This window comes from Nocardia sp. NPDC019323, from assembly GCF_044389845.1.
GTDB classification, from domain to species: Bacteria; Actinomycetota; Actinomycetes; order Mycobacteriales; family Mycobacteriaceae; genus Nocardia; species Nocardia implantans.
Genome location: NZ_JBIRYN010000001.1, coordinates 437,279 through 463,339, shown reverse-complemented (window position 1 = coordinate 463,339; position 26,061 = coordinate 437,279). Strand labels below are relative to the sequence as shown.

At 69.9% G+C, this 26,061-nt stretch carries 27 protein-coding genes and 1 pseudogene; 16 read left to right on the top strand and 12 right to left on the bottom strand.

Going from position 1 to position 26,061, the window contains the following annotated elements; translation table 11 throughout:
* Positions 1–4: 4 nt before the first annotated feature.
* Together ACH49X_RS02100 and ACH49X_RS02095 are read right to left on the bottom strand one after the other, a co-directional pair.
* Positions 5–226, bottom strand: a pseudogene (locus ACH49X_RS02100) (helix-turn-helix domain-containing protein); the annotation flags it as partial.
* Between the two features lie 36 nt (positions 227–262).
* Positions 263–397, bottom strand: coding sequence for a hypothetical protein (locus ACH49X_RS02095; RefSeq protein ID WP_323123979.1), 135 nt, complete (start codon positions 395–397; stop codon positions 263–265).
* Between the two features lie 385 nt (positions 398–782).
* On the opposite strand from ACH49X_RS02095, the gene ACH49X_RS02090 reads away from it, so the two are divergent.
* The 3 genes from ACH49X_RS02090 to ACH49X_RS02080 all read left to right on the top strand — a co-directional run bounded on the left by ACH49X_RS02090 (position 783) and on the right by ACH49X_RS02080 (position 4,618).
* Positions 783–1,241, top strand: a complete 459-nt coding sequence (locus ACH49X_RS02090; protein ID WP_323123980.1) for a DNA-directed RNA polymerase subunit beta — start codon at positions 783–785, stop codon at positions 1,239–1,241.
* Positions 1,242–1,308: 67 nt separating this feature from the next.
* Entirely contained in the window at positions 1,309–1,461 is a 153-nt protein-coding gene (locus ACH49X_RS02085) for a hypothetical protein (protein WP_357207159.1), read from the top strand.
* Positions 1,462–2,383: 922 nt separating this feature from the next.
* Positions 2,384–4,618, top strand: coding sequence for a serine/threonine-protein kinase (locus ACH49X_RS02080; protein WP_357105555.1), 2,235 nt, complete (start codon positions 2,384–2,386; stop codon positions 4,616–4,618).
* Between the two features lie 86 nt (positions 4,619–4,704).
* Here the strand turns inward: ACH49X_RS02080 and ACH49X_RS02075 are convergent, their stop codons facing one another.
* The 6 genes from ACH49X_RS02075 to mptB form a co-directional block, all read right to left on the bottom strand.
* Entirely contained in the window at positions 4,705–4,980 is a 276-nt protein-coding gene (locus tag ACH49X_RS02075) for a hypothetical protein (RefSeq protein WP_357207161.1), read from the bottom strand.
* Positions 4,970–5,857, bottom strand: coding sequence for a universal stress protein (locus ACH49X_RS02070; RefSeq protein WP_357207163.1), 888 nt, complete (start codon positions 5,855–5,857; stop codon positions 4,970–4,972). The genes ACH49X_RS02075 and ACH49X_RS02070 overlap by 11 nt, the downstream gene beginning before the upstream one ends.
* A 202-nt stretch (positions 5,858–6,059) precedes the next feature.
* Positions 6,060–7,034: a heme A synthase gene (locus ACH49X_RS02065; protein ID WP_357207164.1), complete on the bottom strand. Its 975-nt coding sequence runs from the start codon at positions 7,032–7,034 to the stop codon at positions 6,060–6,062.
* A gap of 66 nt (positions 7,035–7,100) precedes the next feature.
* Positions 7,101–7,892 carry an ABC transporter permease gene (locus ACH49X_RS02060; RefSeq protein WP_195080200.1) on the bottom strand — a complete coding sequence of 264 codons (792 nt, stop codon included), beginning with the start codon at positions 7,890–7,892 and terminating at the stop codon, positions 7,101–7,103.
* A complete protein-coding gene (locus tag ACH49X_RS02055; protein ID WP_195080199.1) occupies positions 7,889–8,821 on the bottom strand; it encodes an ABC transporter ATP-binding protein in 933 nt (310 codons plus the stop codon). The genes ACH49X_RS02060 and ACH49X_RS02055 overlap by 4 nt, the downstream gene beginning before the upstream one ends.
* Positions 8,818–10,500, bottom strand: coding sequence for a polyprenol phosphomannose-dependent alpha 1,6 mannosyltransferase MptB (mptB, locus tag ACH49X_RS02050; RefSeq protein WP_195080198.1), 1,683 nt, complete (start codon positions 10,498–10,500; stop codon positions 8,818–8,820). The genes ACH49X_RS02055 and mptB overlap by 4 nt, the downstream gene beginning before the upstream one ends.
* A 143-nt stretch (positions 10,501–10,643) precedes the next feature.
* On the opposite strand from mptB, the gene ACH49X_RS02045 reads away from it, so the two are divergent.
* The 10 genes from ACH49X_RS02045 to ACH49X_RS02000 all read left to right on the top strand — a co-directional run bounded on the left by ACH49X_RS02045 (position 10,644) and on the right by ACH49X_RS02000 (position 19,797).
* Positions 10,644–11,333 carry a TetR/AcrR family transcriptional regulator gene (locus ACH49X_RS02045; protein WP_195080197.1) on the top strand — a complete coding sequence of 230 codons (690 nt, stop codon included), beginning with the start codon at positions 10,644–10,646 and terminating at the stop codon, positions 11,331–11,333.
* A 27-nt stretch (positions 11,334–11,360) separates the two neighbouring features.
* On the top strand, positions 11,361–12,380 hold the full coding sequence (locus ACH49X_RS02040; protein WP_195080196.1) for a zinc-binding dehydrogenase: 1,020 nt from the start codon (positions 11,361–11,363) through the stop codon (positions 12,378–12,380).
* A 306-nt stretch (positions 12,381–12,686) separates the two neighbouring features.
* Positions 12,687–13,496: a metalloregulator ArsR/SmtB family transcription factor gene (locus ACH49X_RS02035; protein WP_195080195.1), complete on the top strand. Its 810-nt coding sequence runs from the start codon at positions 12,687–12,689 to the stop codon at positions 13,494–13,496.
* A complete protein-coding gene (gene sufB, locus ACH49X_RS02030; RefSeq protein WP_067801810.1) occupies positions 13,493–14,929 on the top strand; it encodes a Fe-S cluster assembly protein SufB in 1,437 nt (478 codons plus the stop codon). Before ACH49X_RS02035 ends, sufB begins: the two co-directional genes overlap by 4 nt.
* Positions 14,929–16,107 (top strand): Fe-S cluster assembly protein SufD, encoded by a 1,179-nt coding sequence (sufD, locus tag ACH49X_RS02025; RefSeq protein WP_195080193.1) that lies wholly within the window; start codon positions 14,929–14,931, stop codon positions 16,105–16,107. The genes sufB and sufD overlap by 1 nt, the downstream gene beginning before the upstream one ends.
* 37 nt (positions 16,108–16,144) lie before the next feature.
* Entirely contained in the window at positions 16,145–16,921 is a 777-nt protein-coding gene (sufC, locus tag ACH49X_RS02020; RefSeq protein WP_195080192.1) for a Fe-S cluster assembly ATPase SufC, read from the top strand.
* A 1-nt stretch (position 16,922) separates the two neighbouring features.
* Positions 16,923–18,176 (top strand): cysteine desulfurase, encoded by a 1,254-nt coding sequence (locus ACH49X_RS02015; RefSeq protein ID WP_195080191.1) that lies wholly within the window; start codon positions 16,923–16,925, stop codon positions 18,174–18,176.
* Positions 18,177–18,179: 3 nt separating this feature from the next.
* On the top strand, positions 18,180–18,647 hold the full coding sequence (gene sufU, locus ACH49X_RS02010; RefSeq protein ID WP_195080190.1) for a Fe-S cluster assembly sulfur transfer protein SufU: 468 nt from the start codon (positions 18,180–18,182) through the stop codon (positions 18,645–18,647).
* A gap of 72 nt (positions 18,648–18,719) precedes the next feature.
* Positions 18,720–19,058 (top strand): metal-sulfur cluster assembly factor, encoded by a 339-nt coding sequence (locus ACH49X_RS02005; RefSeq protein WP_084486224.1) that lies wholly within the window; start codon positions 18,720–18,722, stop codon positions 19,056–19,058.
* Between the two features lie 310 nt (positions 19,059–19,368).
* On the top strand, positions 19,369–19,797 hold the full coding sequence (locus ACH49X_RS02000) for a DUF4189 domain-containing protein (protein ID WP_195080189.1): 429 nt from the start codon (positions 19,369–19,371) through the stop codon (positions 19,795–19,797).
* A gap of 103 nt (positions 19,798–19,900) precedes the next feature.
* On the opposite strand, the gene ACH49X_RS01995 is transcribed toward ACH49X_RS02000, so the two are convergent.
* Positions 19,901–20,485 carry a hemerythrin domain-containing protein gene (locus tag ACH49X_RS01995; protein WP_195080188.1) on the bottom strand — a complete coding sequence of 195 codons (585 nt, stop codon included), beginning with the start codon at positions 20,483–20,485 and terminating at the stop codon, positions 19,901–19,903.
* A 291-nt stretch (positions 20,486–20,776) separates the two neighbouring features.
* On the opposite strand from ACH49X_RS01995, the gene ACH49X_RS01990 reads away from it, so the two are divergent.
* Positions 20,777–21,325 (top strand): DUF6098 family protein, encoded by a 549-nt coding sequence (locus ACH49X_RS01990; protein ID WP_323123981.1) that lies wholly within the window; start codon positions 20,777–20,779, stop codon positions 21,323–21,325.
* A gap of 26 nt (positions 21,326–21,351) precedes the next feature.
* Here ACH49X_RS01990 and ACH49X_RS01985 read toward each other — a convergent pair whose 3' ends face one another.
* Positions 21,352–21,537, bottom strand: coding sequence for a DUF2795 domain-containing protein (locus tag ACH49X_RS01985; RefSeq protein WP_195080187.1), 186 nt, complete (start codon positions 21,535–21,537; stop codon positions 21,352–21,354).
* Between the two features lie 175 nt (positions 21,538–21,712).
* Here ACH49X_RS01985 and ACH49X_RS01980 point away from each other — a divergent pair, with 175 nt between their 5' ends.
* Together ACH49X_RS01980 and ACH49X_RS01975 are read left to right on the top strand one after the other, a co-directional pair.
* A complete protein-coding gene (locus tag ACH49X_RS01980) occupies positions 21,713–23,044 on the top strand; it encodes an NAD(P)/FAD-dependent oxidoreductase (protein ID WP_323123982.1) in 1,332 nt (443 codons plus the stop codon).
* Between the two features lie 79 nt (positions 23,045–23,123).
* Positions 23,124–23,735: a hypothetical protein gene (locus ACH49X_RS01975; RefSeq protein WP_195080311.1), complete on the top strand. Its 612-nt coding sequence runs from the start codon at positions 23,124–23,126 to the stop codon at positions 23,733–23,735.
* A 20-nt stretch (positions 23,736–23,755) separates the two neighbouring features.
* On the opposite strand, the gene ACH49X_RS01970 is transcribed toward ACH49X_RS01975, so the two are convergent.
* A complete protein-coding gene (locus tag ACH49X_RS01970; RefSeq protein ID WP_195080186.1) occupies positions 23,756–24,724 on the bottom strand; it encodes a Ku protein in 969 nt (322 codons plus the stop codon).
* Entirely contained in the window at positions 24,721–25,833 is a 1,113-nt protein-coding gene (locus ACH49X_RS01965) for a lycopene cyclase family protein (RefSeq protein WP_323123983.1), read from the bottom strand. Before ACH49X_RS01965 ends, ACH49X_RS01970 begins: the two co-directional genes overlap by 4 nt.
* Positions 25,834–26,061 lie beyond the last annotated feature (228 nt).

The following is a 26,061-nucleotide window of genomic DNA, read 5'->3' as shown; positions in this document are numbered from 1 at the left end:
GATCGCCGGTCAGATCACCGACCGCGACGCCGAGCGCTTGGGCGAGGGCGTGCAGGGTCCGCCGCGAATCGATGGGGCGCTCACCGTTCTCGTATTTGGCGATCGCGCCCCGGCTTACGCCGACTCGATCGGCCAGCACTTGCTGCGAGATCCCACGGCGCGCGCGAATGGCACGCACCTGTCGGCCGATGTACCGGCCCTCGTCGTTCCCCTGACCCTCGCTCATCGGCTCTCCTCGCCGGATGCTGATCGAAACCCCATGCTAGACGCGCCGCCAGGTGTCCCGCACCGGGACAACGCCGGTCCGGCAGCCCGCCAAGCTGTCGCGAGCACTCGCCTTCGGGACGGGCACGTCGGTGCGCGCGACAACGGTCGCGCTCCAGGCGCGGGTGCTCACAACGCGATGAGCAGGGGAAGGCAAACGTGATGCGGGGAGTGGCAGTCGATTTCGCGTGGAACGACACGTTCGTGAAGCGGCACGGTGACGCGATCGCGACGGTGGCGATCGGTGATCGAAATGAGCTCGGTGCGATTCGCGCGGTGTCGGCGTCCGCGCCCGGCTCCACGCTATCCCTACCGGATCAACTGTCTCGCAACGGTTTCCGGGCGCGAGTCGTCCAGCGCCATGCGCATCGCCTTCGCCGTCGTCGTCCGCGAGTCGCCGATAGCAACCGACCGCGCCTCGACGTGATGCCGTCGCGATCGCTGCGCGGACACGATCGGCGCGCGACGGCCTCGCGCCGCGTCGGTGATCCCGGCGCGGCGGGGCGGGAGGGCACGCGGTGAGCGACCTGTGCGATCCGGCGGCCGACACCCCGGCCAGCCGGTGCCGTTTCTACCGGCAGTGCGGGCTCCCGGCGGCCGTGCAACCGGAACTCGGCCGCATCATCGTGCCCGCGGGCCGAGTCGGCGCGATCACCATGCCCGCTCGGCTCGGCCAGGAGGTGAAGGCGCTGTTGCAGCTCCGGCGGTCCGCGCTCGGGCCGATCATCTCGCATCCTCGCTCGAAGCGCTGGACCTATCTGGTACGGCCGGACCTGCCCGACGAAGTCGCCTTGTTCGCCGAGCTGTTCCGGCTGGACGTGTCGGTCGCGCGCCGCGGTGCGCAGATCGCCCTGCCGTCGCCCGCCGACCGGTCGCCGTGCTTCCGCGTGTGGGTCGAACCGCCGCGCGATACGTTCCGGCCGTCGGGTTCGGTCGTCGTCGCGGCGATCCGGGTACGCGCGGGACGCCGGTGGTGACCGGGCCGCAGCAGCGGTCGCCGCGCCGGAAGAGCCCGATGTCCATGTCTCGGTCCAATTCCACGACGTGCGCCTGAACTTCGCGGCCTGTGCGAGCGCTGCCGCACTTTTCGTCCAGGAGTGGCGCTCCCGCCACTATGCGGACGCGGCCACGGTGCTCCCGGACGATCCGACGGGCCTGCCCCGCCTGCCGAACGAGCGGTTGTTCCTCGACCCGTGAGCAGTGGGTCAGCCGGGGAGTGGACGCGGCCGCGTCTCCGAGCGCCGAGACGGGCTTGACGGGAAGTCGCGCTGCCCGTGCAACCGGAACCCGGCCGCATCGTCGTGCCGCTCGGCTGGGCCAGGATGGGAAGGCGCTGACGCAGGTCCGGCGGTCCGCGTCCGGTTCCCGTCCTGGCCCAACTCGTCGCGTCACCCTGCTTATGGGCGGTCCCGGTTGGGCTGTTTCTCAGCGCTACGTTCACTGGGCCAACGGGGGCGGCGGGCGTGCTCGCGGTGCTTCCGGCGTTCTCGGGGCGCTGCCTGGCGTCCGATCTGTCGCCCTGTCCGAGCTTCTGGGTGGTCTCGCCATCCCTGTCGCGCTGTTTCTCAGCGATACGCTCACTGGGCCGACGGGCGCGGTGCTTCCGGTGTTCTCGGCGCTGCCCGGCGTCCGCACTGTCGGCCGGTCTTCCGTCGACCGCCCGGGTGTACTCGCAGACGGATCGTGGTCTCCATGTCGAGCGCTGGCCCCGCCGCCCCTCCGAAGTCGAGGTTTGCCGGGCATACCCGGTGCCGTGCGACGTGCGGGCGGTGTACTAGGTGGTGCGGCGCGCGTTCTACTCATGGGAGTTTTCGCTGCCCGTTCCAGCCGGATGAGCGGGATACCAGTGGTCTCGAGCACGGCCTCGGCGCTGCCATTCCCGGCAGTTCGGACGAGCGGACGGCGACCGAACCCGAGTCGAGCGCGGGACGCCGGGCGCGAGCGTCCGCTGAGCAATCCATCGGGAGGCGTTTGCGCTGATGCCGCGACACCCGCGCGCGGAGCGATACCCTTGAGCAGGGTAATTCGACGTCAAGGAGCTGATGTGGAACACCTGCGAGGCAAGGACGCATCGTGTGTAGCCGCCGGCTGACCCGCAACGGCTGACTCCGAGCTACCGATGCGCGAACCGATCGATCTCGCCGATTCGGCGGAACGGACCCGTGCGGCGCTCGCCGCCGCCGTGGCGCGATTCTCCGAGGCTTGGGCGTCGGGATTCCCGCCCGATCTGTCCTCCTATCTGCCCCGCGAACCGGCCGATCGGCACACGATGCTGATCGAATTGATCAAGGTGGACCTCGAGTTCCGCTGGCTTCGCTACCACTTCCCCAAACGGCTGATCGACTACCGCGCGGAATTCCCCGAGCTGCGCAGCGCTCCGTTCCCGGCCGATCTGGTCTACGAGGAATTCCATGCCATACGCCGTGGCGGCCACGGCGACGCCGCCGATTCGGACGGTACCGCCACCGCGACGGCGGCCGATCCGGATCTCGACCGGATCACCAGCGACTACCGCAGCACGATGATCGCTCGTCCCAGCGCCCAGGTCGCGCTGGAGGCCATCGACGTCGGCGATCGAGTCGACGATTTCGACCTTCTGATGCGCATCGGGGTCGGCGCCTTCGCTCAGGTGTACCTCGCGCGGCAGCAGTCGATGCAGCGGCTGGTGGCGGTCAAGATCTCGCACAACCACGGCAACGAGCCGCAGACGCTCGCCCAGCTCGACCACGAATACATCGTGCGCATCTTCGACCAGCGACTCATCGCCGACGGCGAGCTGAAGCTGCTCTACATGCAGTACCTGCCCGGCGGAACACTGCTCGACGTGCTGCGTTTGTCGCGCACAGCGCCGCAGGAGCGGCGCGGCGGGCAACTGCTGCTCGACGCCATCGACCAGGTGCTCGCCGACAAAGGCGAGGTGCGGCCGACGGAATCGGCGGTCCGGCTCCGGATCGCGGGCCTGACCTGGCCGGAGACGGTGGTGTGGCTGGGGCGCAGGCTCGCGGACGCGCTGCAGCACGCGTCCGAGCGAGGGGTGCTGCATCGCGACATCAAACCCGCGAACGTGCTGCTGAGCGCGGAGGGGATTCCGAAGCTGGCCGACTTCAACGTCAGCTTCAGCAAACGCGTCCGGGGCACCAGCCCCCTGGCGTACTTCGGCGGATCGCTGGCGTACATGTCGCCCGAGCAGCTCGAAGCCTGCCATCCCGACCTGCCCGTGACCGCCGCGGACCTGGACACGCGAAGCGACATCTTCGCGCTGGCCGTCATGCTGTGGGAGTTGCTCACCGGACGACGTCCCTTCGCGGACGAGACCTCGGCGGGCGATTCGCAGACGTCGCTGGCGCGCATGATCGAACTGCGGCGCAAACCCGTCGATCCGGCGTTCCTGTCGCAGCTGCCGCCGGATTGCCCGATGGCGTTGCGCCGCGTGCTGCTGAAGTGCCTGTCGCCCGACCGCGCGGACCGCTACTCGTCCGGCTCCGAACTGGCGCAGCAACTGGACCTGTGCCTGGAGCAGCGCGCCCGCGATCTCGTCTATCCGGCCCCCGGCAGCTGGCGCGCCCGGCTCGCGCGCAGGCCCACTCCCGTCCTGTGGTTGTCCTCGCTGGTCGGCGTCGGCCTGGCGACGATCTATATGGCGGTGCACGTGCAGGAACTGATCAGAGAGCGCCTGCCCGATCACACGAACTGGCAGCTCAACATGGGCGTGTTCGTCTTCGTGCTGGTCGCGGGGCCGCTGTCCATCGTCATCTACGCGTTGATGTCGCGTGATCTACTGGCGGTTCCGCGCGGCTTACGCGCGGGCAGACGCTACGACGACGCACTGCTCGCGCGGGTGCGGTCGCGAACCCTGTTCTGGGGAGACATGTGTGCGTTGAACACCTTCCAGACCGGGATCACGGCCACGGTGACCGGAGTGTTCCTGTGCCTGTGGCTCACCGACCTCCCGGCGCGGCTGGTGGTCCACGCGGCGACGACCGTTCTGATGGCGGCGGTGATCTCCGTCGCCTACACGTTCTTCCTGTCGACGTTCTACATCGTGCGGTGTGTCTATCCGGTCTATCTGCGCTACAGCCGCACGACGGCGCACGACTCCGGCGTCATCCGCACGTTGCGCCGCAGAACCACGGTTTATCTCGCGGTCACGGCGTCGGTGCCGCTGGTCGGCGTGCTGGCCGGTTTCAGCCTGCTGGAACCCGAGGAACTTCCGCTGGTGCGCGATTCGGTGCTGGGCTTGTGCGCGGTCGGCGGACTCGCGTTCGTCGCCGTGTACTGGCTGTTCCGGACGCTCGACGCGGACTTGCGGGCGCTTCAGCGGGTGGTCGGGAGGGCTCCGGAGAGCGTGCGCTGATCTGCGCCCCGTCCCGCGACCAAGAGAGGCATGCGCCGGGGCGCCCGACGAGCGACCGATCCCGCGAGCGGGCTCAGTGGCGAGATTCAGGTGTCGCGGCGCCGATCGCGCCGGTGCTCGCCGCCCCAGCGCACCAGCCCGGTCGCGACCGCGAGATAGAGGATGACGGCGGCGATCACCATGACGCCGTAATCCGACGTCCACGCGGGAATCCTCGACAAGGCGGCGAGCACGGCTACCACCATCGTCAAGCCCAGGACCTCCGCGACCGGTCCGAGGGGCGCGAGGCGCACGTCGTGGCCTTCGACCAGCGGCGTGCGGAGCAATGGCCCGTCGCCGGCGTCCGCTGTCCTACTGTCCACGGCAGATCACCACCGGGCTCGCCGCATGATGCAGCAGGTTCTGGCTCGTCGAGCCGAGCAGGAGTCCGGTCAGGCGGTTCTGCCCACGACTGCCGGTGACCACCAGCTGCGCCTTTTCGGCATGCTCGAGCAGTGCCTGGGCGGGCGTGGCTTTTTCGACCACTTTGGTGACGGTGACGTCCGGGTACTTCTCGCACCATCCGGCCAGCCGCTCGGACAGCAGCTGCTCCTCTTGCTGGGCCAGCGCGCTCCACGTGTCGGGCACCGGGGTCCATTGCAGCAGGTCCGGGTCGTTCCACGCGTGCAAGGCGGTCACTTCGACGCCCAGCGCGGACGCCAGTTCGAACGCCTCGCCGACGGCGGCGGACCCACCCGGGCTGCCGTCCACGCCGACGAGCACCGGTCGCGTGTCCGGCCGCGGCTGGTCGAGCCTCCCGCGCCACACGGTCACCGGGCAGGCCGCCTTCTTCGCGACCGTGAGCGCGGTGGAGCCGAGCAGCAGCGTGGAGAGCCGGTCTCGGGATTTGGCCGCGACGACGACCATGCGCGCGTCCCCGCTGTGCGCGATCAGCTCGCGTGCGGGCTTGCCGTCCTCCACGACCTGGCGGATCTCCAGCTCCGGCTGCTCGGCGCGCACGGCCGCGCTCGCCTGCTCGACCTTCTGCTTCGCCACCGCTCGGAGTTCGGGTAGCAGCAGATCGGCCTCGGCCCGGGAGTAGGACGTCAGCTGGTAATCCGGCGCCGGAACGACACTCAGCAACACCACTGCGGCGTGCTGCCGGCTCGCGATGGCTCCGGCCCAGCGCGCTGCGCCCACAGCGGTCGGGCTGCCGTCGATTCCGACGATGATCGACCGACGGTCGGCTGGTGTGCTCATTTCATCTCCGATGGCCGCTGCGACAGGGTCGGCTCTCACCTTCGCAGCGACACCAGCGGCGGCACCGGGGTCGGTGGCCCCCGATGATGGGGACCTAAGACCTTCACCGGGCGGTGGAAGCCGGAGCCACCGAGCGAACCGGGCGATCGCCCGCAGGACCGTCGCGCCGATGGCCCGGCCGCCTGTGCCGGGCCGGTGCGGGTCAGGCGGCTCGGGTCGCCGGGTCGGGCTTCGGCGCGGCCACTCGTTCCCGGGTGCGCAGCGATGCCCACAGCGCGGCGGTGGCGGCGGTGCACGCCGCGGCACCGCCGACATGCACGACGACCAGCGTCGCGGGCACGTCGGTGAAGTACTGCACGACGCCGACCAGCCCTTGCGCGCACACCAGGCCGAGCAGCACGAACAAGCGGGTGCGCACGGCGGGTGCGATGCCGACCGCGAACAGGCCGAAGGCCAGGCCGATCAGCAGTGCGAGGTAGCCGACCAGCAGCTGGGAGTGCAGATGCACCAAGGTGACGATCTCGACCTGCAACCGCTCCACGGGGCGTTCGATGCTCTTGTCGCCCGCGTGCGGTCCTGCGGCGGTCACCAACGTGCCCGCGATCAGGACGGCGGCGAGCGCGACACCGGCCAGCGCGGTGAGCCAGCGCAGCGGCGCGGGAGCCTGCACGGTGTCGATACCGTCGTCGGGTTCGCCGATCTTCGCGTACAGCACCACCGCGAGCCACACCATCACCATGGACGCCAGCAGGTGCGTCGAGACGGTCCACCACAGCAGCCCGGTGCGCACCGTGATGCCGCCGATGATCGCCTGCACGACGGTGCCGCCCGGCATCAGCCACGCGTACACCAGCACCTCGCGGCGGCGGCGCGCGCGAGTCACGGCCAGCACGATCGCGGCCGCACACAGCGTGACCACGAACGTGAGCAGCCGGTTGGAGAACTCCACCGCCTGATGGATCGCCGGGACCTCCGACACCGCGACCGGCGTGAAGCTGCCGGGGAAGCACTGCGGCCAGGTGGGGCAGCCGAGACCGGACGCGGTGACCCGCACGACGGCGCCGGTCACCGAGATGCCCGCCTGGGAGAGGATGACCGCGAGCGCGATCAGGCGCTGCACTCGCGACGAGGGCAGCGGCAGCTTGTCGACGAGTCGCAAGAACGCGCGATACAGCACGTCGAAAATGGTAGCCGGGCCCGATCCGGCCGCCGCACCCGGTCTACTACATTTCGTCGTTGCGGCTCAGTGGAAGCGGAAGAGGCGAGTGGCCGCGACGCCCGCCACCGCGCCCCAGACCGCGAGCACGATGATCCCGAACCAGTCGACGCTGGTGTGCATCGCGCTTTCCAGCGCTTCCGCCAGCGCCCCCGACGGCACCAGGCGGGCCGGCACGCTCACCGCCGTGGGCAGGTCCTCGGAGGCGAACACGATGCTGGCGACGCCGAGCATGACGAACCACAGGATGTTCGCCAGCGCGAGCACCACTTCGGCTTTGAGTGTGCCGCCCAGCAGCAGGCCCATGGCCGCGAACGTCGCGGTGCCGAGCGCGATCACCGCCGCGCCCAGCAGCAGGCCGAGGGGTTCGGGCCGCCAGCCCAGCGCGAAGCCGATGAGACCGAGCAGCACCGCTTGCAGCACGACCACGATGAGCACGGCCGCGCTCTTGCCCGCGATGACGCCCCAGCGCGGCAGCGCCGTCGCGCCGAGGCGCTTGAGCGCGCCGTAGCGCCGGTCGAAGCCGACCGCGATGGCCTGACCGGTGAACGCGGTGGACATGACCGCCACCATCATCACCGCGGGCACGATCTTGTCCACCCGGTGCGTGCCGAGGTCGCCGAACGGCAGCAGGCTCAGGCCGACCAGCAGGGTGATCGGGATGAACATGGTCAGCAGGAGTTGTTCGCCGTTGCGCAGCAACAGGATCAGCTCGAGCCTGGTCTGCGCGAGCAGCATCGCGGCGCGGCCGCTCGGGCGCGGGGCGGGGGCGAAGGTGCCCGGCGCGAAGCGGTTGGCGGTCCGGTCGTGCTCGCTCATCCGCGCAGGTCCCGTCCGGTCAGGTCGAGGAAGACGTCCTCGAGGCGGCGCTGGTCGATCCGGATGTCGGTGGCCAGCACGTTCATGCGCGCGCACCACGCGGTGACGGTCGCGAGCACTTGCGGATTGATCTCGCCTTCCACCAGATAGGTGCCCGGGGTGGTCTCCCGGGGCGCGAACCCTTCGGGCAGGGCGTTGGCCAGCAGTTCCAGGTTCAGTTTCGGCGGCGCGCAGAAGCGCAGCTGCCCGGCCGCGCCGTGCGCGGTGACCTCCGCCGGGGTGCCGGAGGCGACGATACGGCCGTGGTCGATGATCACCAGCTGGTCGGCGAGTTGTTCGGCCTCGTCCATCATGTGCGTGGTCAGCACCACGGTCACCCCGTCGCGGCGCAGCGCGTCGATCAGCTCCCACACGATCAACCGGGCCTGGGCGTCCAGCCCCGCGGTGGGCTCGTCGAGGAACACGATCTCCGGCTTGCCCACCAGCGCGCAGGCCAGGGCGAGTCGCTGCTGCTGGCCGCCGGAGAGGCGGCGGTAGGGGGTGCGGCGGTTGTCCTGGAGGCCGAGGGTGCGCAGCAGCCAGTCGGGGTCGAGCGGTTCCGCCGAGTACGCGGCCACCAGGTCGAGCATCTCGCCCGCACGCGCACCGGGATACGCGCCCCCGCCTTGCAGCATGACGCCGATGCGGGGCCGCAGCCGTTCGGAATCGGCGATGGGATCGAGGCCGAGCACGCGCACCGTGCCCGCGTCCGGCGCGGCGAATCCCTCGCACATCTCCACCGTCGTGGTCTTGCCCGCGCCGTTGGGGCCGAGCAGCGCGAGCACCCGCGCCGGTTCCACCTCGAAGGTCAGGCCGTCCACGGCCGTGGTGTCGCCGTAACGCTTGACGACGCCGTCCACGCTGACGGCGGGTCCGGAGGGTGCGTTCACGATCTCACACCGTAGGAGGTGGGCACCTGTGACGGAGCCGACACCCCCGTCTGTCCGCGCCACGGCAGAGAATTGCGCGTGATCACGATGAACAGCACTCCGACGATCACGGTGGCGATCGCGGCGCCCACGATCTGGAACACTTCCAGATCGGCGCCGCGCGGCATCAGGATCACGCTCACGATCGCCGAGAACGCCACCGCCGGAACGCGGAACACCGGCCGCGTCGCCCACGCCGCCATCGGCACGATCGCCCACAGCAGATACCACGGCTGCACCACCGGGAACAGCAGCACGATCGCGCCCAGCGCCACGCCGAGCGCGCCCACCGGATGCAGCCGCCCGGTGCCGGTGGCGACCAGCATGCGCACCGTGAAGAAGGCCGCGACCAGCGCGGCGATCGGGCGGGTGATGCTCAGCAGCGCGGTGGTGTGATCGCCGAGCCCGAGCAGCACGCCGCCGAATCCGGTGATGATGCCCAGCACCGTCGGCAGCGACATCCAGCTGCGCACCACGCTCGCGGTGTTGAGCGTGTAGATCCAGCCGAAGCCGAGGCCGCTCACCGAGCTGATGAAAAGCGTTGTGCCGATGGCTATCGCGCCGAGCATGGCGGCGGCGACGGCGACCGTGCGCAGCGACGCCCCCCACCTGCGGGCCAGCGCCATGCCGACGAAACCGAGCGCGATGATCGAGGTGAACTTGATCGACGACGACAGCGTGATGATGATCGCGCCGCCGATCAGCCACGCGTAGGCGCGGCCGTCGAACGGGTGGGTGTCCTCGATGGCCCGCAGGCAGAACTCCAGGCCCGCGAGCATCAGGCCGAGCATGAGCGCGTCGTTGTGCACGCCGCCGACCAGGTGGAACAGCACCAGCGGGTTGGCCGCGCCGAGCCACAGCGCGCTCACCGGCGCGACGCCGCAGCGCACCGACAGCCGGGGCAGCGCCCAGACGATCAATGCCACGCCGCCGAGCGCGAGGATGCGGTGCACCCACACGCCCGCGATGATGTTGTCGCCGGTGAGCTCGGCGATGCCACGGCCGATCCAGAGGAACAGCGGACCGTAAGGCGCGGGAGTGTCGCGCCAGATGGTCGGGACGTTGTTGGTGAGAACGTTGTCGATCCCGAGCCCGGCGACCGGGCCTTCCTCGTAGGGGTCGATGCCGCGCGCGGCGATCTCGCTCTGCGCCAGATAGGAATAGACGTCGTTGCTGAACAGCGGGGGAGCGACGCTGAGCGGGATCAGCCACAGCAGCAGCGTGCGATCGAGCTGCGAGCGGGTCAGCCGGTGGACGGGGGAGCCGCCGATGCCGCCCACCGCGAACCGGCCCAGCAGCAGCCAGGCCAGGACGACCACGACGGTGCCGGTCATGCACATGGCCAGCGAGCCGGTGTGGGCACGAGCGAAGATGCCGAGCACGCGCACGCCGGACGTGGGGTTCTGGTGCACCGGCTGCGCGCCGATGCCCAGCGCGCTGATCGCCATCAGCACCGTGCCGGTCGCGCCCATCAGGCGGATCCGGTCGAGCTGCGCCAGCTCTTTGCGATCGAGACCGGGGACTTCCGACTCGTCGCGGTGCAGCACCGCGATCGTGTGATCGGCCGCGGGCACGTCGAGTCCGAGTGCCCGGCGCCCGAACGCCAGTGTCCTGCGCCGCGCGCCGTCCAGTACCGCCACGCAACGAAGCCTAGTTGCACTGCGCGCCGACGACGGTGACGGCGGGTCTGGGTGCCAGGGACTCTCGCGCGGCGCATCCCGCACTGCGAACGGACCCGGTCGTTTCGCCCGGACCCGCCCGGCTCAGGCGGCACAATCGACGCATGGTTTCGGAGTCCAGGCGGCGGATCGAGGTGGCCGCCTCCGGGCTGCTGGCGCGGCACGGGTATCACGGGTTCGGTCTGAAGGCTTTGAGCGAGGCGGCCGAACTGCCGTACGGCTCGATCTACCACCATTTTCCCGGCGGCAAGGAGGAGATCGCGGTCGCGGCGATCACCGGGACCGGCGTGCTGACCGGCCGGATGATCCGGCAGGCGCCGACCGACGTGTTCGCCACCTTGGCCACGCTGTTCGAATTCATGGCAGGCAAGCTCGCGGACTCGCAGTGGACCGACGGATGTCCGGTCGGCACGCCTGCGCTGGACGGCGGCAGCGATGTGGCGGCGGTGCGCTCGGCGTGCGTGCGCGCCTTCGACACGATGGAGCAGGCGTTCGCCGGTCTGCTCGCCGAACTCGGCCTCGGCGGGGAAGACGCGGCCGAACTGGCCGCCACGGTGGTCGCCGCCTACGAGGGCGCCACCATCCTGGCCCGGATCCGCCAATCGGACGCACCCTTGCGCACGGTGGCGAAGTCCATGGAGCGGCTGATCCGGACGACCTTCGCGGCGGCGGGGATCGGCGCTGTCGCGGCGCGGGACGGTGCCGTCGACACCCAGGCCGGGGCGGCGCCCTCATCCGGAAAATTTCCGGAAATCCCAGCGCAGCAACACGATGCGGCGGAAACCGTTGACTAGAAAGAACGTTCTAGCGACACTCGGACGATGAAGCGTCTGATGCTGACCGGCCCCGGTGCGATGCGCTGGGAAGAACACCCCGACCCCGTCCTGAGCGGGCCCGGCCAGGCGCTCGTGCGGCCGGTCGCGCTGGCCACCTGCGACATCGATCCGGCCGTCCTGCGCGGCGCGTTCCCGCTGCCGGGGCCGTATCCGTTCGGGCACGAGGGCGTCGCTGAAGTGGTCGAGGTGGGGCCGGAGGTACGCGAGGTCGCGGTGGGCGACTTGGTCGTGGTGCCGTTCCAGATCTCGTGCGGCGCGTGCCGGGCCTGCCTGCGCGGGCGGACCGGGAACTGCACGAGCCATCCGCGGTTGTCGAGTTTCGGTCTCGGCGCCATGGGCGGGCTGGACTGGGGCGGGTTGTGGGCCGACCTCGCGCTGGTGCCGCATGCCGACGCCATGCTGGTGCGCCTGCCGTCCGGTGTCGACCCGGTCGCGGTGGCCAGCGCCAGCGACAACATCCCCGACGCCTACCGCTCGGTGGGCCCGCAGCTGGCCGCCGATCCGGCCGCCGAAGTGCTGGTGATCGGCGGCCCCGCCGCGCCGTCGATCGGCCTGTACGCCGCCGGGCTCGCGGCCGCCCTCGGCTCGGCCCGCGTGGTCTATCTCGACGACTCGGTCCAGCGGCTGGAGATCGCCCGCTCGCTCGGCGCGGAGGCGACCGAAGGCCCGCGTGACGCGCGGGTCGGACGGTTCCCGATAGTGGTGGAGGCGGCGGGCGGGGCGAAGGCGCTGCGCGCGGCGATCGATGCGGCGGCGTACGACGGCTGGTGCACGAGCGTCAGCGTGCAATCGCAGGACGTCGCCCTGCCGATCCTGGACATGTACACCCGCTGCTGCACCTTCCACACCGGCCGCGCGCACGTGCGCCCGGTCATTCCCGAGGTGCTCGATCTGGTCGCGGCGGGTCGTTTCGATCCGTCCCTGGTCACGACGGTGACGGCAGCGTGGGACGAGGCGGTGGACGCGCTGCTGGAGACGCCGATGAAACTGGTCGCCGTGCGCTGAAACGCCTGTGACGAATCGCACTGCGGGTATTCGCGGCGCCCGAGACCGGTCGCGGTGAGCGGACCGTGTGCACCTTGCCCACCCCTTCCGGCTGCCCAGGACTCGGCTCGACCAGCTCCGATCGGCGTTCCTCTGCGCAGGTCAGCCGGGAAACCCGGGCCGCGACCCGGGTCCTGCCGGGTGGACAGCTGTCCGGAACGCCGGTGGGCGTGGTTGCGCTGTGCCGGTATCGGCGCAGGTCGGCCGAGCCGTTGACTCAGGGCACCCTTATTAGATTTCGGGAACGAATTCCGCCACACTGATGTTGTGAAAACCGTGGGTTTGCGGAGGAACGACGAAGGAGCCGGTCGCAAGGCCGACGCCGGGTCGGTTGCTGCGCCCGCGACGGTCGGCGGCGAAGGGCACACCCGAGCGGCCATCGTCCAGCTGCTGCTGGAGGAAGGACCGATCACCGCCACCGCCATCGGGAACCGGCTCGGCCTGGCCCCGGCGGGCGTGCGCAGGCACTTGGACGCCCTGATCGACTCCGGTCAGGCGCGCGCCAGCCGATCGGCGCCATGGCAGCAGAAGGGCCGGGGCCGCCCGGCCAAGCAATACCAGCTCACCGCGGCCGGACGCGGCAAACTCGGCCACGCCTACGACGATCTGGCCGGAGCCGCCATACGGCAGCTCGGGGAGATCGGCGGCGAACAAGCCATCACCGAGTTCGCCCGCAAACGAGCACGCACTATCGTGGCCGGGATCGAACCGGTCGGTGAGCACACCACGGAACAGACCGCGGCCAAGGCCGAGGAGATCGCCGAGGCGTTCACCGACGCCGGGTTCGCCGCCACCACCCGCAAGGTGGGCGCGGGCGTGCAGATCTGCCAGCACCACTGCCCCGTGGCGCACGTCGCCGAGGAGTTCCCGCAGCTGTGCGCGGCGGAGCTCGAGGCGTTCCGGGAGCTGCTCGGCACCCACGTGCAGCGGCTGGCCACGATCGCCAACGGCGACTGCGCGTGCACTACGCACGTGCCGCTGCTGGTCCTGCCCGCCGAACGGACCGGAACTTCAGCACCAACCGCTGCACAGCCCGCAGCGGTACGAACGAACGACTCCGGAAGGAGTGCCGAATGACGACGACCACCGACCAGGTGCAACCGCTCACCCAGGAAGAGGCCATCGCCTCACTGGGCAAATACGGTTACGGCTGGGCCGATTCGGATGTGGCCGGCGCCAGCGCGCAACGAGGTCTGTCCGAGGCGGTTGTCCGCGACATCTCGGCGAAGAAGAACGAGCCGGAATGGATGCTCGAACAGCGGCTGAAGGCCCTGCGCATCTTCGATCGCAAGCCCATGCCGATCTGGGGCTCCAACCTCGACGGCATCGACTTCGACAACATCAAGTACTTCGTGCGCTCGACCGAGAAGCAGGCCGCGTCCTGGGACGAGCTGCCCGAGGACATCAAGAACACCTACGACAAGCTGGGCATCCCCGAGGCGGAGAAGCAGCGGCTGGTCGCCGGTGTCGCCGCGCAGTACGAGTCCGAGGTCGTCTACCACCAGATCCGCGAGGACCTGGAGGCCCAGGGCGTGATCTTCCTCGACACCGACACCGGCCTCAAGGAGCACCCGGAGATCTTCCAGCAGTACTTCGGCTCGGTGATCCCCGCGGGCGACAACAAGTTCTCCGCGCTGAACACCGCCGTGTGGTCGGGCGGGTCGTTCATCTACGTGCCGCCGGGCGTGCACGTCGACATCCCGCTGCAGGCCTACTTCCGGATCAACACCGAGAACATGGGCCAGTTCGAGCGGACCCTGATCATCGTCGACGAGGGCGCCTACGTGCACTACGTCGAGGGCTGCACCGCGCCGATCTACAAGTCGGACTCGCTGCACTCCGCGGTGGTGGAGATCATCGTGAAGAAGGGCGGCCGCTGCCGCTACACCACCATCCAGAACTGGTCGAACAACGTCTACAACCTGGTCACCAAGCGGGCCAAGGCCGAGGCGGGCGCGACCATGGAGTGGATCGACGGCAACATCGGTTCCAAGGTCACCATGAAGTACCCGGCGGTCTGGATGACCGGCGAGTACGCCAAGGGTGAAGTGCTGTCGGTGGCGTTCGCCGGCGAGGGCCAGCACCAGGACACCGGCGCCAAGATGCTGCACCTCGCGCCGCACACCTCCTCGACCATCGTGTCGAAGTCGGTGGCGCGCGGCGGCGGCCGGGCCTCCTACCGCGGCCTGGTGCAGGTGAACAAGGGCGCGCACGGCTCGAAGTCGACGGTGAAGTGCGACGCGCTGCTGGTCGACACGATCAGCCGCTCCGACACCTACCCCTACGTGGACATCCGCGAGGACGACGTGACCATGGGGCACGAGGCGACCGTGTCGAAGGTCTCCGAAGACCAGCTGTTCTACCTGATGAGCCGCGGCCTCACCGAGGACGAGGCGATGGCCATGGTGGTGCGCGGCTTCGTCGAGCCGATCGCCAAGGAACTGCCGATGGAATACGCGCTCGAACTCAACCGCCTGATCGAACTGCAGATGGAAGGAGCCGTCGGCTGATGGCCGTGGAGAACATCGCCGAAGCCGCCGAGGCTCGTACCCCCGCGATCAACAAGGGTGAGGTCTTCACGTCGTTCGACGTGAACGCCTTCGAGGTGCCCTCAGCCAAGGACGAGGCGTGGCGGTTCACCCCGCTGCGCCGCCTGCGCGGGCTGCAGGACGGCACCGCTGTGCGCGACGGCAGCGCGACCGTCGAGGTCGACGCGTCCGAGGGCGTCACGGTCGAGACCGTCGACCGCTCCGACGCGCGGCTCGGCCAGGGCGGCGTGCCGTCCGATCGCGTCGCCGCGCAGGCGTACTCCGGCTTTGAGCAGGCCACCGTCGTTTCGGTGGGCAAGGAGGTCGAGGTCGCCGAGCCGGTGACCGTCACGATCACCGGCCCCGGCGAGGGCAGGACCGCCTACGGCCACCTGCAGATCCGCCTGGAAGCCTTCGCCAAGGCCACCGTGGTCATCGACCAGCGCGGCAGCGGAACCTACGCCGAGAACGTGGAATTCGTGCTCGGCGATTCGGCCAAGCTCACCGTCGTCGCCGTGCAGGACTGGGCCGACGACGCGGTGCACGCCACCGCGCACCACGCCAAGCTCGGCCGCGACGCCACCCTGCGGCACACTTCGGTCACCCTGGGCGGCGACCTGGTGCGCCTCACCGGCAACGTCCGCTACGACGGCCCCGGCGGCGACGCCGAACTGCTCGGCCTCTACTTCGCCGACGCGGGACAGCATTTCGAGCAGCGCCTGCTGGTCGACCACGCGGTGCCGAACTGCAAGTCGAACGTGCTGTACAAGGGCGCGCTGCAAGGCGACCCGCACTCGCCCAAGGGCGACGCCCGCACCGTGTGGGTCGGCGACGTGCTCATCCGCGCCGCCGCCGAGGGCACCGACACCTTCGAGGTCAACCGCAACCTGGTGCTCACCGACGGCGCGCGGGCGGACTCGGTGCCGAACCTGGAGATCGAGACCGGCGAGATCGTCGGCGCCGGACACGCCTCCGCGACCGGCCGCTTCGACGACGAGCAACTGTTCTACCTGCGCGCCCGCGGCATCCCCGAGGACGCCGCCCGCCGCCTGGTGGTGCGCGGTTTCTTCCACGAGATCATCCAGAAGATCGCGGTGCCCGAGGTCCGGGAGCGGCTGGAGGCGGCCATCGAGGCCGAACTCGCCGCCATCGGCGCCTGATCAACGACCCCATACCTGGCAAAGGAATCCGAATTCGATGACCACCCTGGAAATCAAGGACCTGCACGTCGAGGTCGCCAACCCCGATGAGACCGCCGAGCCCATCAAGATCCTCAAGGGCGTGAACCTCACGGTGCGATCCGGTGAGACGCACGCCATCATGGGCCCGAACGGCTCCGGCAAGTCGACGCTGTCCTACGCGATCGCCGGTCACCCCAAGTACACGGTGACCTCCGGCTCGATCACGCTCGACGGCGAGGACGTGCTGGCGATGTCGGTGGACGAGCGCGCCCGTGCGGGTCTGTTCCTCGCCATGCAGTACCCGGTCGAGGTTCCCGGCGTCTCGATGTCGAACTTCCTGCGCACCGCCGCCACCGCCGTGCGCGGCGAGGCCCCCAAGCTGCGGCACTGGGTCAAGGAGGTGAAGGAGTCGATGAGCGAGCTGGAGATCGACGCCGCCTTCGCCGAGCGCAGCGTGAACGAGGGCTTCTCCGGCGGTGAGAAGAAGCGCCACGAGATCCTCCAGCTGGGCCTGCTCAAGCCGAAGATCGCCATCCTCGACGAGACCGACTCCGGTCTGGACGTGGACGCGCTGCGCATCGTCTCCGAGGGCGTCAACCGCTACAAGGAGCGTGAGAACGGCGGCGTCCTGCTGATCACGCACTACACCCGCATCCTGCGCTACATCCAGCCGGAGTTCGTGCACGTCTTCGTCGGTGGACGGATCGTCGCCGAGGGCGGCCCCGAGCTGGCCGAGGAACTCGACGCCAACGGCTACGTTCGTTTCACCCAGTCCGCTACCGCTGGAGCCTGATATGACCGCTACGGTCCGCACCCTCGACGTCGCCCGCATCCGGGCCGACTTCCCGATCCTGAACCGCACGGTCCGGGACGGGAAACCGTTGGTGTACCTGGACTCCGGCGCGACCGCGCAGCGGCCGATCGAGGTGCTCGAAGCCGAACGCGACTTCCTGATCACCAGCAACTCCGCGGTGCACCGCGGCGCGCACCAGCTTGCCGAAGAGGCGACCGACGCCTACGAGGGCGCGCGGGCCGACATCGCGCGGTTCGTCGGGGTGGACGCGGGCGAGATCGTGTTCACCAAGAACGCCACCGAGTCGCTGAACCTGGTGACCTACGCGTTCGCCGACGACCGGTTCCCGCACCACGTGGGCCCCGGCGACGAGATCGTCATCACCGAGCTGGAACACCACGCGAATCTGGTGCCATGGCAGGAGCTGGCGCGCCGCACCGGCGCCACGCTGAAGTGGTACGGCGTGACCGACGACGGCCGGATCGACCTGGACTCGCTGGAACTGTCGCCCGCCACCAAGGTGGTCGCGTTCACCCACCAGTCCAACGTCACCGGCGCCGTGGCCCCGGTCGAGGAACTGGTCCGCCGGGCGAAGGCGGTGGGCGCGCTGGTCGTGCTCGACGCCTGCCAGTCGGTGCCGCACATGCCGGTCGACTTCCGTGCGCTCGGCGTCGATTTCGCCGCGTTCTCCGGGCACAAGATGCTCGGTCCCTCCGGCGTCGGCGTGCTTTTCGGCCGCCGCTCGCTGCTGGAGGAGCTGCCGCCGTTCATCACCGGCGGGTCGATGATCGAGACGGTCTTCATGGACCACAGCACCTACGCCCCGCCGCCGCAGCGCTTCGAGGCCGGTGTGCCGATGACCTCGCAGGTGATCGGATTGGGCGCGGCCGTGCGGTATCTGGAAGAGATCGGCATGGACGCGGTCGCGGCGCACGAGCACACGCTGGTCGGCGCGGCGCTGGAAGGGCTGGCCGGGATCGACGGCGTGCGCATCATCGGGCCCACCGAGAACATCGATCGCGGCGGCGCGGTGGCGTTCGTGGTGGACGGCATCCACGCCCACGACGTCGGGCAGATCCTGGACGACGAGGGCGTCGCCATCCGGGTGGGCCACCACTGCGCGTGGCCGCTGCACCGGCGTTTCGGCGTCGCCGCCACCGCGCGGGCGTCGTTCGCGGTCTACAACACTCTCGCCGAGGTGGACGCGCTGGTCGCCGCGGTGCGGAAGGCTCAGAGCTTCTTCGGAGTTGCATAAGTCATGCGCATGGAGCAGATGTACCAGGAAGTGATCCTGGACCACTACAAGCATCCGCACAATCGGGGCCTGCGCGAGCCGTTCGGGGCCGAGGTGCACCACGTCAACCCGACCTGCGGCGACGAGGTGACCCTGCGCGTGCAGCTCGACGGCAACGGTGACGTCACCGACGTCTCCTACGACGGGCAGGGCTGCTCGATCAGCCAGGCCGCCACCTCCATCCTCACCGACCAGGTGATCGGGCTCCCGGTGCAGCAGGCGCTGAAGGTGGTGGACTCCTACAGCGAGATGATCTCCAGCCGCGGCACCATCGAGGGCGACGAGGACGTGATCGGCGACGGCGTCGCCTTGGCGGGAGTCTCGAAGTACCCAGCGCGAGTGAAGTGCGCGCTGCTCGGGTGGATGGCGTTCAAGGACGCGGTCCTGCGGATCGGCCCCGAGCAGCCCGCGCCCGCCGCGGAAGAGAACTGAACCGTCCGAGGGAAACGGGAAGGCGTCATGACCGACACACCGACCACCGAGCAGGCCGAACCGGCCGCCGACGTGCCCGAGCTGTCCGCCGAGGACATCAAGCTGCTCGAGGACATCGAAGAGGCGATGCGTGACGTCGTCGACCCGGAACTCGGCATCAACGTCGTCGATCTCGGCTTGGTCTACGGGTTGCGCGTCGAGGAGGACAACATCGCGGTCCTCGACATGACGCTGACCTCGGCGGCCTGCCCGCTGACCGACGTCATCGAGGACCAGTCCCGCAACGCGCTGGTGCGCAGCGGCCTGGTGGAGGACCTGAAGATCAACTGGGTGTGGATGCCGCCGTGGGGTCCGGACAAGATCACCGAGGACGGCCGCGAGCAGCTGCGCGCCCTCGGCTTCACGGTGTAATAGCCGAAACGGAGAGCAGCCGCCGGTAGCGCCTGGAACAAGGTGCCCGGCGGCTGAGTCGTATCCGCCGCGGGCATTCCCGGCAGTGCGGTCGGGGCGACAGTCGGTGACGCTTCTGCACCGCTCTGGTCCAGCCCTGGCGCACGGCCGATGCTCCGCGCTCGCCGAGGACGGATGCTCGGAAGCGAACCGTCGCGCCGGATTCGATGTGGCGCACCCGCCGATAGTGGGAAGTCCGCACTTCGACAAAGCGGCACGGGCCGGACCATGATCTGAGCTTCGAATCGGTCGGAACGGGGAGGATCATCAGATGTCGGTGCCGCACAAGGCCGCACTCGGGCTTGCGGCGGTCTCCGCCGCCACCTGCGCGATCGTCGGCGCTCCCGCGGGTGAGGCGGGGGCGGCGACCTACTATGGCGCGCTGGCGCTTTCGTCCAGCACGGGCGTTGTCACCTCGGCGGTGGACTACACGAGCGCCGCCGCCGCCGACTCCGCGGCGCGCGCCCACTGCGGCGCCCCCGACTGCCGGACGGTCGTGCAGTTCTGGAACGCCTGCGGGTCCGTCGCGCGCGGCGCCGACGGCAGGCACGGATCGGCGTGGGGCGCCACCCGTGCCGAAGCCGAACGCCGGGCCATCGATACCCTCGGCCCCAGCGCTCCGCCGTTCCCCGATCTCGGCAGCGCCATCCCCCGGCCGGGGCAGGTCCGGCTGACGGCCTGCACGTCGGGCGCCGGATAGCTCAGCGGCGCAGCACCTTTCGGGCCAGCCGGCTCGCCGAACTGGAAGCCCGATTCCGGAAATGAGCGGTTGCGTCGCCAGCCCGCCCGGTGGTCCGGGACGGTCAGGCCGGTGGCGCGGTCGGCGGATAGTGCGAGCGCCTGCCGGTGAGCATGTCGCGGATCTTGTCCACGACCGCGGCGACCATGCCCACGCTCTTCAGGTAGCCGGGGGTCGACGGCGTGCCGGGATGCGGCCTGGTCGGCGCCATGGCCTTGGCCGCGGCCATCTTGCGCCCCAGTTCGTTCGACGTCTCCGCCGGTATCGCCTCCCGGAACGCGGGCCAGACCTCGGACTGCTCGAACTCGATGTGGGCGCGCGCCGCCGGGATGAACTCCGTCAGCGCTCGCTCGAACTCGGGGCTGCCCGCCTGGGAGTTCTTCAACTGCTGGAGCAACTTCTTGGCCCCGTCCTCCTGGTCGATCGCCCGATCGGCGAGCTGGTCGCCGTCCGGTATCGTGCGGCGGACCTCGGGCCAGAAGAACTGCTCCTCGATCGCCTCGTGCTGCGATTCCGCGATCACCAGCGTGGTCACCAGATCACCGCGCGCGCGGACCTCCGCCTCGCCGCCGCCGCGGCCACGTTCGAGGGACTCGAGCATGCCGAGTACGCCTTCGTGGTCGGTGCGCAGAAATGTCAATGCGTCCACAGCGTTCCTCCTTCTGAGTGCCGGGCTGGGTGGCGACCGCCGCCGACAGCGTGCCGACCAGCGGCTTCGGCCCTCGCCGAGTACAGGGACGAACTTCGTACACCAGTCGCCTACCCGGTCGCGCCGGGTTCATACACCCGCCACGCGATCGTTCGAACGCTGGGAAAACGCGACCGCGCGAACCGCGCGGAGCATCCCCGTGGCTACCCCAGGGCGGGACGTGGCCAGGTCCGGCGCGAGATCCCGGCCGATCCACTGTTACAGCGCGTGGGAGCGGGGCATCCGGACCGCATGAGTGGCGCGAAATCCGAGACCGTGGACGCGAACGAACGGCGACGATCGCCCGACGCGCGCCATGCCGGCACGGCGGCGCACGGGCGGCGACTCGGTGCGGACGAACTGCCGATCCTGCGGCGGCTGTCGGAGGTCACCGAGTTCATCGAGCGCACCGAGGAGACCGTGTACCTGCGTTACTCGCGCGGCCCCGAACACGATCGACAGGCCGGAGGCAGCCGCGACTACGAGGCCGATCACGAGATGCCGGGCCTGTCGGTCAGCACGATAGAACCCGAGGAATGGTGGACGCGCGCCGCGGTGGACTGGATCGCCCGCCGCATCCACCAATACGCGGATCTGGGGGCGGAACACGACCGCTACGCCTGGCTGCTGACCGGCCGGGTCGCCGGATTCGGACCCGATCACGAACCTCTGCTGACCGACATCCGGCCGCTGGCTCGTCTGACCTCCGGCGTCCTCGCCGAAGCAGCCCAGTGGTATCACCGGCGCTTCCATGTCGGCCGCGATTCCACCGGAAGCGACCACGGGTCCGATACGGCCTGAGCGGTCCGGCCCGTGGTCGCGGCCGTTCAGGAGACGGCTTGGCTGACCGCGTTGGGACCGTCGTAGGTCCGGTCGGGGATCGCCTCGAGCGCGTTGAGGATGTCCTTGTCGGCGCCGTTGTCCCGGGCTTTGGTGACAATGCCGTCGCGGTCGCACGGATAGTCGATGCCGGACAGGTACTTCTGCACCTGAATGGGGTTCACCTGGCCCATGCTGTGCTCCTTTCGCGAAATCGTCGATTCGAGCAGCGGACACCGACGCACTACCACTCCCTCGGCATGCCAAACCACGGGCCGGTCGCGGCGCGCAGACTCCGGCGGCCAGGGTGCGGTTTCGGATGTGCGAGGGCGGGAATCGCGTCCGGGAGTCGACACCGAGGAGGTATCCGTGCCGGAGGGGAACACCGCGCGCCCGGAAAGGGTCGTGATCGTCGGTAGCGGGTTCGCGGGATTCACCTGCGCCCAGAAGCTCTGCCGCATCGTGGCCAAGGCGGACCGGGACGTGGAAATCGTGCTCGTGACGCCCAACGACTACATGCTCTATACGCCGCTGCTGCCGGATGTGGCCGGTGGCCTGATCGACCCACGATTCGTCGCCATTTCGCTGGCCGATTCGCTGCCGCGGGTGCGGTTGGTGGTCGCGAACGCTCGGTCGGTCGATCTGCGGAACAAGACGATCACGGTTTCCGGTGAGCATTACCCGCCGCGGGAGTTGTCCTGGGATCGGCTGGTGCTCACCCCCGGGTCGGTCACCCGGTTGTTCGACATACCCGGCCTGGCCGAGCACGCTCGCGGGCTCAAGACCGTCGCCGAGGCGCTGTACCTGCGCGAGCAACTGCTCCGGCAGCTCGAACTCGCCGACGACGAGCCGGACCCGGAGGTACGCCGGGCGCGGCGCACGGTGGTGGTCGTGGGGGCCTCCTACGCGGGGACCGAACTCGTCGCGCAGCTGCGCGCCCTCGCCGACGCCTACGCCGCGCGGCGCGGATTCGATCCCGCGGAAGTGCGTTTCCTCCTGCTCGACATGGCGCCACGGGTGATGCCGGAAGTGGGGGAGCGGCTCAGCGACAAGGTGCTGAAGGTGCTGCGCAAACGCGGCATCGAGATCCGGCTGGAGACCTCGCTGACGAAGCTCGACGAGAATTCGGTCGTGCTCACCGACGGCACCGTGGTGCCGACCCACACCGTCGCGTGGGTCACGGGTGTGACCGGCGCACCGGTGCTCGGCACGCTCGGCCTGCCGCTGGAGAAGGGCCGCCTGGTCGTCGACGCGAAACTGACCGTGCCCGGCCATCCGGACGTCTTCGCGGGCGGCGACGCGGCCGCGGTGCCCGACCTCACCAAGCCGGGCCGGATCACCCCGCCCACGGCGCAGCACGCCATGCGGCAGGGCAAGACGCTCGCCAGGAACGTCGCGGCGAGTCTCGGCATCGGCGCGGCCGCCGACTACAAGCACCGCGACATGGGGCTGGTCGTCGACCTCGGGCCACGCTTCGCGGTCGCCAATCCCCTGGGCATCCGCCTGTCCGGCCTGCCCGCCAAGGCGGTGACGCGCGCCTACCACACCTTCGCCGTGCCGAGAGCGGTGAACCGCTGGGCGATCACGGTCTCCTACCTGACCATCGCGGTGACGCCACGGCCGCTCGCGCTGCTGGGACTCGTCAGCGGCGAGGAAGCGAGCTTCGGCTCCAGTGAGGGCATCCCCGCCCGGTCGGGCTGACCCGAGCACCCGCGGCAGCTCTGCCGCCGAACCTGTGCGCAGGAGCATCGGCAGCGGAGATGATGCGTGGGTGGACGAGATGACGTATCGGCGCTCGCGAGTCGGATTGCACGCGGCCGCCGAATTGTTGATCGCCGGGCCGCAGTACCGGGAGTTCGGCACCATCCGGCTGGGAGTCGTGCCGGGAGGTTTCGGTGGCGTGCGGTGGCCGGTGTCGGTTGCCGGGGACGAACTGGTCTGGCCGGAAGGGAAGACCCGGCTGGCGGGGACCTATCGGGAGGTCGCCGAGGCCGCGGGCTTCGAACCGGTGGCGCCGAAGGACGTCTACTCCGGCACCATCGGAGTGGATCCGGATGCGGTGATCGAAGTGGATCCCTCGGCGGCCGGGTTGATCGAGGACTGGTTCGCCCTGGGGGACAAGGCGTTGCGCTGTCTGGCGCCCGGTACGACGCCCGTGCTGTGGCCGGAGCATTTCGATCTGGCGAGCACCGTCGACGAGGTGAACTACGGCGTTTCGCCCGGGGACGACGCCCATCCCGGGCCCTACGCCTACATCGGGCCGTGGACTCCGCGCGGCGGCGACTTCTGGAACGCGCCGTTCGGCGCGCTGCGGCCCCGCACCGCGGTGCACACCGTCGCAGCCCTGCTGGAGTTCTTCGAAGAGGGCAGGCGGCGCGCGGCGCGGGACTGATTCCGGCGCATCGAGCGCGATCAGGCGCCCTTGCGAGCCGGCGCCTTCTTGGCCGCCTTCTTCGCGGGCGTCTTCTTCGCCGCGCTCTTGGCCGCACCGGTCTTCGACACGCTGCTCTTGGCGGCTGCGCTCTTGCTCGCAGCGCTCTTGGCCGCGGCCTTCTTCGCGGTCTTCTTCGGCTCGCCCCCGTCGCCGCCCGCGGTCCGGCGGCCACTGGCCTCCAGGCTGCGCTGCAGTGCGGCGACCAGATCGACCACCTCGGCATCCATCCCGCTGGGCGCGAGTTCCGGCTGTTCGGGCACTTTGCCGGTGCCGCTGGCGATCGCCTCGTCGAGCACGCGTTTGAGTTCGATCTGGTACTCGTCGGTGAACTGTTCCGGATCGAAGTCGTCGGACATGGCCTCGACGAGCGTCTCGGCCATCTTGATCTCCTGCGGCCGTGGCTCGGCGACACCGTCGAGGGATTCGAACTCCACCGAGCGGACCTCGTCCGGCCACAGCAGCGTCTGGACCACCAGAATGCCCTCGCGCACCCGCAGTGCGGCCAGCCTGGTCTTCTGCCGCAGCGTGAAGTACACCAGGGCGGTGCGTTCGATCTTCTCCAGCGTCCTGGCCAGCAGGACGTAGGCCTTGGGCGTGCTGGAGTCCGGCTCCAGGTAGTAGCTCTTCTCGAACAGGATCGGGTCGATCTGCTCCGACGGCACGAACTGGAGCACCGGGATCTCGTGTTTCTCCGCTACGGGAAGTTTCGCGAAGTCCTCGTCGCTGAGCACCACTTTGTCGCCGTCCGGCGACTCGTAGGCCTTGTCGATCTCGGTGAACTGGACCGATTCGCCGCACACGGTGCAGACGCGGTCGTATTTGATCCGGCCTCCATCCTTGGCGTGCACCTGATGGAACCGGATGTCGTGGTCCTCGGTGGCGGTGTACACCTTCACCGGAACGTTCACCAGCCCGAATGCGATCGAGCCCTTCCAGATCGATCTCATCCTCCCATCATGGCCGAAGCCCGCCGACCTCGCGAGGGAACCGCGACACCGAGTGTCGCGGCCGCGACACGGCGGCGCAGCGGTCCGGGCAGCGCCGCGAACAGCGCGCTCATCGCCGTCACCGTGCCCGCGAGGTCGGTGCGTCCCGACAGATACGCGCGTTGCGCGTCCGGGGGCAGCGCGAAGAACGTGTCGAAGAACAGCGGGAGATCGCCCGGCGGCAACGCCAGCAGCGCGCGCAGCCCGGCGCCGCGCAACCGATGGACGATGCGTGCCGTGGCGGGCCACACGTCCTGGCCCGCGGCCACGGCGTCGGCGGCAGCCAGCGCGGCGCCGACGCTGTACCCGGTCGCCGGATGCAGGAACCCGCCCGCCGCCCCGAACCTGCGCGGCCCAGGACGGCCGCCCTGCACCGGAAAGCGAACGTGCTCCACGGGCTCGTCACCGGCGAGCGGGACGTTCCTGGCGTGCAGCCGCGCTCGCAAGCGGGTGCGCAGGTGCGCACCCGTCAACGCTGGGCGGCCCGCCAGGCAGGTCTCCTCGAGCAGCATCCGCTCGCCGTCCAGCGGAACGGCGTAGAGGAACGAGGGCGGGTCGCCGGGGGCGGCGCCGTTGTCCGGACGCCAGTCCATGAACAGCGGGTCGAGCCCGGCGCAGCGCCGCACGTCCACGATGACGCCGTAGGCGGTCTGCTCGGCACGGGCGGGTGAGCGGGTGAGCCCGCGCGCGTCGATCACCCGGCCACCGGTGATCTTCGTGCCGGATGCCAACGTCACGTGGCCGGGGCCGACCTGGATCGCGCGATCGGAGACCACGTTCGCATCGCCCAGGTGCAGCGAGGTCTGCAATCGTGCGGTGTCCAGCACGACGTACGGGCGATCCAATCGGTGCGCGCGCGTTCCCCAGGCCATCGGCCGGGAAACCGTCGCCCCGACGACCTGAGGCGGCAGCCAACCCGGCAGTTCGTCGGCCCACATCGCGTAGGTGGCCGTCCACCGGCGCTCCGGCGCGGGATCGACCGCGATGACCGTGAGCCCGCGCAGCACGGCGCGGTGGGCGAGCGCGCGTCCGGCCGGGCCGAGACCGCAGACGACCAGGTCCGGCTTCACGCCGCGTTCGCCCGGAGCCGTGGGAGCGCGTTGCGATGCATGGGTTCGAGCCTCTCATCTGTTCGCTGGACCGTCGCGCAGCCACGGCATCGAATCCGATCCTGCCCGCAGGACCGGCCGGGTCGCCGGGTTCCCCAGCCGGAAGTGGAGTCGCGCGCAGGCGGGCGTCCGCACTCGGCGCGCCGACGGAATGTGTTCGGGCTCACCGGAGTTTGTCCCGCGTTGCTA